Annotated in this window: 9 protein-coding genes; 1 reads left to right on the forward strand and 8 read right to left on the reverse strand. The window is 72.9% G+C overall.

What is annotated here, in order from left to right; all coding sequences use genetic code 11:
• Positions 1 to 149: 149 nt before the first annotated feature.
• The gene (locus tag AB0C59_RS17370) at positions 150 to 731 is read left to right on the forward strand and encodes a helix-turn-helix domain-containing protein (RefSeq protein ID WP_363005294.1); all 582 of its coding nucleotides are present in this window, start codon (positions 150 to 152) and stop codon (positions 729 to 731) included.
• Positions 732 to 741: 10 nt separating this feature from the next.
• On the opposite strand, the gene AB0C59_RS17375 is transcribed toward AB0C59_RS17370, so the two are convergent.
• The 8 genes from AB0C59_RS17375 to AB0C59_RS17410 all read right to left on the reverse strand — a co-directional run bounded on the left by AB0C59_RS17375 (position 742) and on the right by AB0C59_RS17410 (position 10,625).
• Positions 742 to 1,491: a TIGR03943 family protein gene (locus AB0C59_RS17375; protein ID WP_363005296.1), complete on the reverse strand. Its 750-nt coding sequence runs from the start codon at positions 1,489 to 1,491 to the stop codon at positions 742 to 744.
• Entirely contained in the window at positions 1,488 to 2,504 is a 1,017-nt protein-coding gene (locus tag AB0C59_RS17380; protein WP_363005298.1) for a permease, read from the reverse strand. Before AB0C59_RS17380 ends, AB0C59_RS17375 begins: the two co-directional genes overlap by 4 nt.
• A gap of 164 nt (positions 2,505 to 2,668) precedes the next feature.
• Complete coding sequence (locus tag AB0C59_RS17385) at positions 2,669 to 4,408, reverse strand: phosphatidylglycerol lysyltransferase domain-containing protein (protein ID WP_363005481.1); 1,740 nt, start codon at positions 4,406 to 4,408, stop codon at positions 2,669 to 2,671.
• A 281-nt stretch (positions 4,409 to 4,689) separates the two neighbouring features.
• On the reverse strand, positions 4,690 to 5,373 hold the full coding sequence (locus AB0C59_RS17390; RefSeq protein ID WP_363005300.1) for a hypothetical protein: 684 nt from the start codon (positions 5,371 to 5,373) through the stop codon (positions 4,690 to 4,692).
• A gap of 143 nt (positions 5,374 to 5,516) precedes the next feature.
• Positions 5,517 to 6,359, reverse strand: a complete 843-nt coding sequence (locus AB0C59_RS17395; RefSeq protein ID WP_363005302.1) for a DUF2690 domain-containing protein — start codon at positions 6,357 to 6,359, stop codon at positions 5,517 to 5,519.
• A 275-nt stretch (positions 6,360 to 6,634) separates the two neighbouring features.
• The gene (locus AB0C59_RS17400) at positions 6,635 to 7,321 is read right to left on the reverse strand and encodes an SH3 domain-containing protein (protein WP_363005304.1); all 687 of its coding nucleotides are present in this window, start codon (positions 7,319 to 7,321) and stop codon (positions 6,635 to 6,637) included.
• 200 nt (positions 7,322 to 7,521) lie between these two features.
• Complete coding sequence (locus tag AB0C59_RS17405) at positions 7,522 to 9,006, reverse strand: hypothetical protein (protein WP_363005483.1); 1,485 nt, start codon at positions 9,004 to 9,006, stop codon at positions 7,522 to 7,524.
• Between the two features lie 263 nt (positions 9,007 to 9,269).
• On the reverse strand, positions 9,270 to 10,625 hold the full coding sequence (locus AB0C59_RS17410; protein ID WP_363005306.1) for a serine hydrolase domain-containing protein: 1,356 nt from the start codon (positions 10,623 to 10,625) through the stop codon (positions 9,270 to 9,272).
• Positions 10,626 to 10,851: the final 226 nt, after the last annotated feature.

Genomic DNA, 10,851 nt, shown 5'->3' on the forward strand with positions numbered 1-10,851 from the left:
CCGGTGGTCGGGAAGAAGCGAAGGAGGAGCAAGCGGTGGGCGGCCGCACGCGTCCGTGGCGGGCACACCCCGACTGCTAAAGTGGAGGTACGCCTCCACTGTACCGGAGGCAAACCTCCGCTTCAAGCGTTTCCGGCCGGGAGGCAGCAGTGACGGTCCAGTCGTTCCCCGTCAGCGAGATCGTCGCGTCACAGCGGCCGCACCGTAAGGACGCCGCCCGCAACTACGACGCGCTGATCGCCGCGGCCCGCGAGGTCTTCGCCGAGCACGGTGCGGAGGCGGCGCTGGAGGACATCGCGCGCCGCGCGGGCGTCGGCATCGGCACGCTGTACCGGAACTTCCCCACCCGCCGCCATCTCTTCGAGAGCGTGTACGCGGGCGAGGTGGAGGACCTGTGCCGGGTGGCCGAACAGGCCGGCGGGCTGGAGCCCTGGGAGGCGCTCTCCTCGTGGCTGCGCCGATTCGTGGACTACACGGTGACCAAGCGGGCGCTGCGCGAGGCGATGGACGACGAGTCGGAGATCTTCCTGGCCTGCCGGGAGTCGATGTACCAGGCGGGCGGCCCGCTGTTCGAGCGGGCGCAGCAGGCCGGCCGGGTGCGTACGGACATGGGGTTCGACGACCTGCTGCGCATGGTGGCCGGGATCACGGCCACGAACTTCCTCGACGACGCCCAGCGCGACCGGGTGCTGGACATCGCCCTGGACGGGGTGCGGACGGCTCGCGGGTAGGCCCGGGCCGCTACTGGTTCCAGCTCTCGTCGTACGGGTCCTTCGGAACCGCCACCGGCCGGGCCTCGGCGACGTCCATGAACGGGATGATCCCCCCGTTGACGGGATCCTTCGTCCGCTCCTCGCTGTAGGTGCCGGTCACCTGGAGCCACGCGTCGGGCTGCAGCACGGGCGGCAGCTTCCCGGTCAGGCCCACCTTGACCGGCTGGGCGTCGGCCGCGCAGCAGTTGAGGGCCATGCGGACGAGGTAGGGCCTGCCGGCGCCGTCGATGGTCACGAAGCCCGTGATCCGGAACCTTCGCGCACCGAGGGTGCGCCCGTGGCCGTAGGCCGCGCGACCCGCGTAGTCCACCAGGCTGAGCGGGGCCGGGTCGGCGGACGGCAGGGGCGGGTAGGCCAGGGGCGGCTGGATCGCCGTACCGCTGCGCACGGCGGTGTACGAGCCGAGGGCGGGTGGGGCCACCAGGATGAGGGCGAACAGGGGAAGGACCAGGAGCCAGGAGATACGCGGCTCGCGGTGTCCGTGCCCGTGCCCGTCGTCGTGGTCCGCGTCGGGGGCGTCGTGCTGCTCGGTCCGTCGTGTCGCGCGCCGTCCGTACCAGACGGTGGCCGCCGACGCCACGATCAGCACGGCCCCGGACGCGAGCAGCATCGGCTGGAGCCCGGCTTTGACGTACCGGAGGTAGAGGCCGGTGGTTCCGGCGTGCAGCATCGCCCCGCCGAGCAGGAACAGGACGGCGGCCTGCGCCTGGCGGTTCACAGCAGCACCGTCCCCACCAGCAGGGCCCCCGCGATCGCCATCGCGAAGGTGGTGGGCGCGAACCGCAGCGCGAAGGCGCGGCCGAAGGTGCCGGCCTGCATCGCGAACAGCTTGAGGTCGACCATCGGTCCTACCACGAGGAAAGCCAGCCGGGCGGTGAGGGAGAACTGCGACAGCGACGCGGCCACGAACGCGTCGGCCTCCGAGCAGATCGACAGCAGGACCGCCAGCAGCGACAGCGCGAGGACGGCGACCACCGGATCGGCCGCGGCGGTACGCAGCCAGCTCGCCGGTGCCACGGCCTTGAGGGTGGCCGCGGCCATCGCGCCGACGACGAGGAAGCCCCCGGCGTGCATCACGTCATGCCGTACGGAGCCCCAGAACGCGGCACCCCTGCTCTGGCCCTCGTAGGAGGTCCGGGTGGGCGGTCGCAGCCAGTCGGTACGGCCCAGGCGCTGCCACAGCCAGCCCATCGCGCACGCCACCAGCAGGCTGGCCGCGAACCGGCCCACGACCATCAGCGGATCGCGGGGGAAGGCCACCGCCGTGGCGGTCAGCACGATCGGGTTGATCGCGGGCGCGGACAGCAGGAACGCCAGGGCGGCGGCGGGGGTCACCCCCCGGCGCACCAGCGCCCCCGCGACCGGCACCGAGGCGCATTCGCAGCCGGGCAGGACCACCCCGGCGAGGCCCGCGACCGGCACCGCGAGGGCGGGCCGCTTCGGCAGCGCGCGGGCGAAGAACGACGGCGGGACGAACACCGCGAGGGCCGCCGACAGCAGCACGCCGAGCACGAGGAAGGGCAGGGCCTGGACGACCACGGCCAGGAACACGGTCATCCAGCTCTGCATCACCGGTGCGGCCAGCGCCCGGCGGATCGGCCCCTGCCCCACGACGAGCAGGAGCAGCAGGAGGACGAGGCCGAGGGAGGAGTTGAACTGCCAGCCCTGCGGATCGCCCTCCTCGTCCTCGCGTCGGTCGGCCGGGGCCGGGGGTGCTTTGACGCTCGTCACGGGCGGGGTACCTCTCGGGGGCGGGGCAGGAGAGCGGGGAGCGGGAGGCTGCCCGCTTCCCGCTCCCCTCTCGGTACGTCCGCAGGGCCCGGGCGTCTCATCGCGGACCGGGGACTTTGCCGCTCGATGACCCTTTCTGTACCCGACCGTTCTCTACCCGCCCGTCAGCGGTCGGCCAGGCTCGGCTCCTGTTGCGGCCGGGTGTGCCGGCGGTGGAAGAGGGAGGGCAGGCTCGGCACGGTCAGGAAGCCCTCGGCGCCCGCGCTGGCGATGCCGATACGCGGAATGTCGCTGGTCTTCTCGAACAGCAGGAAGCGCGGCTCCCAGACGGGACGGTACTTCGCGTTGGCGCGGTAGAGGGACTCGATCTGCCACCAGCGGGAGAAGAAGGTCAGCACGGAGCGCCACAGCCGCAGCACGGGTCCGGCGCCGAGGCGGGAGCCGCGTTCGAAGACGGCGCGGAACATCGCGAAGTTGAGCGAGACCCGTTCGATGCCCAGGTCGCGGGCGCGCAGCAGGAGTTCGATGACCATGAACTCCATCAGGCCGTTCTCGCAGCCGCGGTCGCGCCGCATCAGATCCAGGGAGAGGCCCTTCTCGCCCCAGGGCACGAAGCTGAGCAGGGCTCGCGGCTCGCCGTCGGCGTCGTTGCACTCCAGCATCACGCAGCTGCCGTCGGCGGGGTCGCCGAGACGGCCGAGCGCCATGGAGAAGCCGCGCTCGCTGCCTCCGTCGCGCCAGTGGTCGGCCTTCTCGATCAGGGTGGCCATGTCGGTCTCGGGGATCTCGCCGTGCCGGCGGACCGTCACGGTGTAGCCGGCGCGGCGGACCCGGTTGTGGGCCTGCCGGACGACCCGCATCGCCCGCCCCTCGAGGCTGAACTCGCTCACGTCGACGATCGCCTCGTCGCCCAGTTCGAGGGCGTCCAGGCCGTGCCGGGCGTAGATCGTCCCGGCCTCCTCGCTCGCGCCCATGACGGCGGGCGTCCAGGCGTGCCGGCGGGCCTGCTCCAGCCACTCCTCGATGGCCCCGGGCCAGGCCTCCGGGTCGCCGATCGGGTCTCCCGCGGCCAGGGTGACGCCGCCGATGACCCGGTAGGTGATGGCGGCCTTGCCGCTCGGGGACCAGATGACGGCCTTGTCGCGGCGCAGCGCGAAGTAGCCGAGGGAGTCGCGGTCGCCGTGCTTGGCGAGCAGGGCGCGCAGCCGCTGCTCGTCCTCGTCACCGAGGAGTTCGGCGCCCCGGGGGGCCCGGAAACAGGCGTACAGCACGATGAGGAAGGAGATCGCCATCAGGACGTTGATGGTGATGTCCACCCAGCGGGGCGCGTTCACCGCGGCGATGCGGTCCGCGAGGGGGCCCACGCTGACGCCGCGCAGCAGGGAGTACGCGACCTCGTCGGTCAGGGTGGCGCCGGGGAGCTTGTTGGTGGCGTTCACCAGCAGGGTGCCGATGCCACCGCTGACGACGATGCCGCCGGCGGCCACGATCAGGGCCAGCTTGGGGTTGGAGCGGTCGCCGACGGCCCGGAACTCCCGGCGTCCGAGCAGCAGCGCGGCCACGAACACGCCGGTCAGCAGGACCGAGATCCAGTTCAGGGCGTGCTGACGGTAGCCGTGCTGGGTCAGGGCCAGCGCGTAGAGCACGAACAGCGGTCCGGCCAGGAGGAGGTTCAGGATCCAGGCCGCTCGCTTGCGACGCCGCATGACCACGGCGAGGAACAGGGCGAGAGCGGCGGATACCAGGCCGGCGGTGGCGAGGTACGGGGTGAAGAACTCACCGCCGTTGTGCTCGTGGACCTCTTCGCGGAAGGGCAGCGAGAGGACCGCCACGATGTTGAGCACGGCTTGCAGCCTCAGGTACCAGACCGTGACGGTCGCGGCCCACGGGCGCAGACGTGCCAGGAGGGAGGGGCGCCCCTCCCCCGTGTCCTGCGCGTCCCGGCCGCGCTGCTTGGGGATCAGTGGTCGTTCCTGTGCGGGCACCGCGATGATTCACCTTGAGGAAGTGGGGGCCGGAGCGACCGGCACGGGCAGAATCTGTCATGCACATAGACGCGGAACAGCCTGCCCTTGGTTCTGTCCGGCGCGCCACCGATCCTGACCATACCCTCGGCGGGGGCTGTGGGAAGTCTGTGGACGGTAGGAGTCCGGCAAGGACACGGGAGTACGGCGAGCGGGTCCCGCTAGGCCGATTCCTCCGCGCCGAGGGCGGGCTCCGGGACGGCCTGCCCGTGGGCCGTGTGCCCGTCGGGCCGTTCGTGCTGCCCGGGGTCGACGCGCTCGCTCAGGAAGGGGACGAGGCCCCGTTCCAGTACGGCGCGCTCCCACTCCTCACGGGCGCGGCGCACCTGGACGTGGCGGTCGGCGAGATCGTCGTCGCCTCGTCCGCAGCGGCCTCGCGCGCGGGCGACCAGCAGCCAGGCGAGGTCCCCGAGGGCCGCTCCCGAGATCACCGCGGCGGCGATCACCCCCGTCATCACGAGTCCGTCGTCGAAGTGGGGGCGTACGGCGAACGCCCGCAGGCCGAATCCGCACAGCAGGAAGACGCCGGTGGCCACGATGCCCAGGCTCGGCACCAGCACCGCGAGCACCCGCAGGAGCGCCTCGGACCGGCGGTCGCCCCGGGACAGGCGCCCGCCCCGGGAGACGGCGGTGGCGCGCAGCGTGAGGTAGTGGTCGTACTCGTCGGCGGCGACTCCCAGGAGACGGGCGCGCGCCTCGAGGGCCTGGGCGCGCAGCCGTTCGCGGGAGGGGCAGGCCTCGACGACGCGGATCGCGGCCGCGAAACGCGGAAGGTCCAGGGCCCGGTCCACGACGTTCTCGAAGATCGGGCCGCTCTGCGGTGACGGCTCGTCCGGCTCCTGCACAGATCCCCCGATCGGCGATGACGCGTCGGCCGACGCCCGGCCGGCCTGCGAACGAGCCAAACCCTACAACATGTAGGACATTGGCCAAGGGAGACTGTTGACATCGGGCCCCTCAGGTGCCGAGCCGTGATCCGATGATCCGTTCAGCGCTCGTCGGCGGCGTCCGCGTCCAGGCCGGTGCAGGCCAGTTTGCCGTCCACCACGGCACACGCCTCCACCCCTTCGGGCGAGGTCACGGCGAGCATGGGACTGGCCGTACCGGCGGATCCGTCCCCCGGGTACTGCGCCGACAGCACGTCACGGCCCGAGCGCACCGAGATCACGCGCGCGTCCGACGCGCGCGCCTGGACCTCGGCCCAGGCCGCGCGGCAGGACGGTGAGTACTCCAGGCGCACGGCGTACGACGACGCCCGCACCGTGTTCTTGGTCTGGGCGTCCCGGTCGCAGGCGGAGACCGAGGGCAGCCGGCCCTCGCAGGAGGCGCCCCGGCAGCTGGGCGACACCGGGGCCCGCCGCCCGTCCGAGGTGCCGGAGGGGTGGGTGGCGACGAGGGTGACGGCCACGGCCGCCGCGACGACGCCCAGCGCGACGGCCGGCAGGGGAGGTCGCGGGAGTCGGGCGGTCCGGGCGGTCGGCTCGGCTCCGTCGACGGGGTGGGCGCGGTGGACGTCCCCGTCCTCGTGCGGTTCGGGGTCCGCGGGGGCCGCGTGCTCGGACGTCTCCCACAGCGCCAGGACCGGGCCGGGATCGTCCCCGGCGAGCCGGGCGAGCGCCTCCACCGCCGAGCGCGGGGGGCGTTGGGCGCCGTTGAGATAGCGGTGCCAGGCCGACTTGCTGTAGGGGGTGCGCGCGGCCAGGGCGGCGAGACTGAGTCCGGTACGGTCCTTCAGGGCGCGCAGCCTGGTGGCGAACGGCCCGTCGGGCTGTCCGGGCTCGGCGGCCTCCGGTTCGCCGGGTGCCTGAGCGCGCGCCGCGCCCGCCCTCACCGTCTCAGCCCCCGGGGCCGCCTGACGACCTGATCCCTCGACATCCCTGATACATCCCTCGATCCGTCGACACCGCCCCCGGTTTGGGCGGTTCGCCCTTGTTGTCGGAATGAGTTCCCTCGAATGCCCTGGCGCCACACATCGGGAACGGCGAGGGATCGGCGGGTTGACGGCGGCGGAGCGGCGAGTTGACGGGGCGGGAGGCGCGCGGACGGCCCGCCCGGGCACAGGTGTCCGGGCGGGCCGTTCCCTCGGAAGAGGAGGGGGCGCGTGGGTCAGCACCCGCGCACGTGCGTGCGGACGCGGACGTAGTGGGCCGACACGTACCCCTTGCCGTGGGCGAGCCGGTACCAGCGCGGATCGCCCTGGACGGACGAACCGTTGCGCCGGCAGGTCACCATCAGCCGCCCGTGGTGGCGGCGGTGACCGATCACCCGGTACTGCGTTCCGGGACCCGAGCGGACGTTCAGCCGGCCGTGGCGGGTGACGACGCGGCCCACCACATGGGCGCCATGGCGGTGGCGCACCGCCCCCGTGACGAGGTGGAGGCGACGAGCGTGCCGGTAGTACGTGGTGTGCCGGACATACGTGGTGTGCCGGTAGGACGCGGCGTGGCGGTAGTACGCGGCGGGGCGCGGATGGCCGGTGCGGAGTGCGTAGCCCGTGTGGCGCAGGTGGCCGGCGAGGCGGACGGGCCGCCGGAGGTGCCTGACATGACGAGCGTGGCGGGCGTGGCAGACGTGGCGGATGTGGGACCGGCACCGGTGGACACGGTGCGCGCCGGGCCGGGCGGGCAGATGCCGGGCCGGGACCGGGAGCAGCGGGTGCGGGTGGTGCGGGACCGTCACGACGACCGGCGCCGGGGTGATGTGCGTGCCTTCGGCGGCCACGGCCGCCGAAGGCGCGAGTGCGAACATCGCGACGACGGCCGCCAGGCCGCCCTGCAGTGTCCGACGAATCATGGAAACCTCCGTGCTGACGGTGCAGACCACGAAGTGTGATCTCGTCGCCGAGCGTTTCCGTGCCGACGGCCGGGAATGCCGTTCCGCCGTCCCGGGGATGCGGAGGGACGTCCCGCGGGACGCGGAAACCCCTCCGACCTGCGGGGACGTCACCGCTTCCCGGCCGCCGGCGGCACCAGCCCCTCGACGGGGCGCAGCGGCTACGCCGGGCTCGCGGCGAGCTTCCACTCCCGGTGCAGCGTGCCCAGGGGAACGGTGTGCCGCAGGACGGGGGTGCCGAAGATCGACAGGTGCAGTTCGAGCACCCCGCTCAGATCGACACCGCCGTAGACGGCCCAGGACCCGGAGAAGCCGGACGAGGGACGGCCGTGCGCGTCGACGGCCGCGGTGGCGGAGCCCGCCGCGTCGCCGCGCAGATAGGGCGCGAGGTCGGCGGTGACGCCCACCGCGCCGTACAGGCCCACGGACGCCTCCGCGCCGAGGGCCGCCTTCACATGGCCCTCGGCCGTGACGGAGGCGCGCACCGGGGTGCCCGTCATCGTGGACTCGTTCACGGGGCTCCAGCCCTTGCCGAGTCCGAAGGTGCCTCCGGCCTTGAAGGCTCCCTTGAGGTCCTGTTCCACCGAGACGGTCACCTTGCCGTCGGCGCTGACCTCGAAGTAGCAGGTCAGGTCGAGGTTGACCACGACCGGGATCGGCCCGACCTTGAGGACGGGGTCGGCGTGCAGCTTGGCGAACGGCAGCCGCACGGGCGTGGTCGACGCCGCGGCGCGCCCCTTCAGGGACCAGCGGGAGGTCCAGTCACCGGACACCCCGAGGTAGGCCGAGGCCGGTCCTGACCGACCCGCGGCCGCACCCGCGCCGCCACCGCCGTAGGAGAAGTCGACCTCGGGGGCGACCTGGACGAATCCGTCGACCGTCGCGTCCGCCGACACGGGCGAGCCCTTCGGTGTGGGCACCGCGGCCTTCACGTCGACGCGCAGGCTGCCCAGCGGGAGCTTGGCGCCCTCGGGCCCGGAGCGCAGGTCGCCCGTCTTGGCCCAGGAGACCTGCACATCGGGCAGCAGCCGCTGGACGTCGAAGGAGGCCGGGTCGACCGGTACCGCGCCCTTCGCCTTGTCCGCGCCGAGGAGGGTGTCCAGGGTGGTCGGCGCCGTCTGCACCTCGGTGCCGTTCCCCTTGGCCCCGATCACCTGCGTGACCTTGGCGAGCAGGCCCTGCGGGGCGCCGGGCGCGGGGGCGCTGGCGATGACGTCGCCGACGGCGACCGGGCGGTGCGGGTCGGGTGTGCCGGGGCTGGTCGACGGGGTGGACGGGGTCGGCGAGGACGGGGCGGCCGTGGGCTCGTTCGAGGGGGTGGCACTCGGCGGAGCGGACGGGGGCACGGGCGTCGCCGTGCCCCGGCCCGCCGGTGTACCGGATATGACGGCACGCCGGGTGTGACGGTCGTACGAGTTGACCTTGAGTGCGCTGCGGTGGGCGTGGCCTCCGCTCTCGCCGGAGCGTGCGACGGCGGTCGGGGTGCCGTCGGGCGCGGCGGCGACGGCGAGGGAGTCGCTGGACTCGTCCGGCGCGACGGAGGCCTCGGAGGTCCCCGCGGGCGCGGGGCCGGAGGTGTTCGACGTCCCGGGGCCGGACGAGCAGCCGGAGGCGAGCAGGAGAGCGGAAGCGGTGACGGCGGGCATGACGGCACGCAGGTGCCACTTGCGGTTGCGCAAGACCTGTCCTGAGGGGGTGGGGGGTTGCTGAGGAGCCCGTCGACGCATGACGCACTACCGACGGGTAACAAGTTGTGAGCTTGCCATGGATATGTGAAGGCCCGCTCCACAATCCGCACCCACCGGCTGTGATGTGAACCACGCGCCAGGCGCCAAGAGGCGGTGTCCTGGGCGCAGTTGGCCGAATCCCCTCTCACCCTCCTGTTCGACCTGGCATCAGGTCACCTCGCTCAGCTCTCCGAACGATCCGAGCCGTCCGGACGATCGGCCTTGTCGGCCCCGTCGGATCTGTCGGCCCCGTCGGACCGGTCGGACCCGTCGGACCTGTCCGGCTTCTGCGGGGGCAGGTCGAAGACGTGACCGGGCGTGGCGATCCTGGTGATGGCCTCCCCGACGAGCGTGCTCGGTTCCTGGCCGTCGTGGGAGGCGTCGGTGTTCAGCAGGACGACCAGGGTCGCGCCGGCGGACGGCAGATGGACGGTCAGGGACTCGTAGCCCGGCAGCGAGCCGTTGTGCCCGATCCAGCCCTGGACGTTGAAGACCCCGAGGCCGTACCCGGTGCCCGGGACGCCGGTCGGGGGCGCCGTGAGCCGCTGCTTCTGCAGGGTGGGACTGACCAGGGTCCCGCCGCTCGGGAGCTTGCCCGTGGCGAGGGTGTGCGCCCAGACGCGCAGGTCCTGGAGGCTGGAGATCATCGCCCCGGCCGCCCAGGCCCAGGACGGGTTCCAGTCGGCCGCGTCCTCGACCCTCCCGGTCGCGGTCTGGTCCGTGTACCCCTGGGCGTGCGGCGTGGGGAACTGGGTGCCGTTCGGGAACAGCGTGTGGTCGAGGCCGGCCGGTGCGAGGACGTTCGCCCGTATGAAGTCGCCGAGCGGCACGCCGCCGGCCTTCTGGACGACCAGGCCGAGCAGGACGAGATTGGTGTTGGAGTAGTCGAACCGCCGGCCCGGCGGGAACAGCGGCGGATGCTTGTAGGCGTAGGCGAGCAGTTGCTGCGGGGTGAAGGCCCGTTGCGGATCGGACGTCAGCGCCTTGTAGAAGGACGCGTCGGCCGAGTAGTTGAACAGGCCGCTGCGCATACCGGCCAGTTCGCGCAGGGTGATCCTGTCTCCGCCGGGCACTCCTGCGACGTACTTCGCGATCGGGTCGTCGAGGCGGACCTTGCCGCGGTCGACGAGTTGGAGCAGTGCCGTCACGGTGAACGTCTTCGTCTCGCTGCCGATCCTCATGAACAGGTCCGGTGACATGCTCAGGCCGGTGGCCTTGTCGGCGACGCCGAAGGACCGCACGTAGCTCTGCCCGCCGACCGTCCACAGGCCCACCGTCGCGCCCGGGATGTGCGCCTCGCGCATGACCTTCAGGACAGCGTTGTCGAGCTGCCGTGCGACGTCGGGGGTGAGCGCGCGCATACCGCCGACGGACGACGAGGTGCCGATGGCGAGCGAGTCGGGCAGGTCGACGGAGAACGTGGTGGGGTCCGCCTCCGGCACCCCGAACGCGGCTCCCACCGCGAGGGGCAGTACGAGCGTTCCCGCCGCGGCGGCGGTCGCGGCTCCCCTGCGCAACCGGGTACGCGCATGCGTCATGGGCTGACTCCAACCGGGCCGTGGGACACGGCCTTGTCCGAAACACAGACCCCGAGCTCGCGACTCAGCATATGAGCGGCTCGGCACACCCGCCCGGCGACGCCGACACCCTGCGTGACCGACGGCCTCCCGCCAGCGTGCCGGCGGCCTTTCGCACCCTCGACGGATTGAGCCGGTCGAGCGACGGACGCCGACGGGGTGTGCAGGGCCGGTGGCCGGTGGGGGC

The sequence above is a fragment of the Streptomyces sp. NPDC048664 genome, assembly GCF_040650555.1.
Lineage (GTDB): Bacteria > Actinomycetota > Actinomycetes > Streptomycetales > Streptomycetaceae > Streptomyces.

What these genes read in the sequence shown, in the direction of transcription:
- AB0C59_RS17400 (WP_363005304.1), bottom strand. Translation starts at nt 7,321, where the DNA reads ATGATTCGTCGGACACTGCAGGGCGGCCTGGCGGCCGTCGTCGCGATG.
- AB0C59_RS17405 (WP_363005483.1), bottom strand. Translation starts at nt 9,006, where the DNA reads ATGCCCGCCGTCACCGCTTCCGCTCTCCTGCTCGCCTCCGGCTGCTCG.
- AB0C59_RS17410 (WP_363005306.1), bottom strand. Translation starts at nt 10,625, where the DNA reads ATGACGCATGCGCGTACCCGGTTGCGCAGGGGAGCCGCGACCGCCGCC.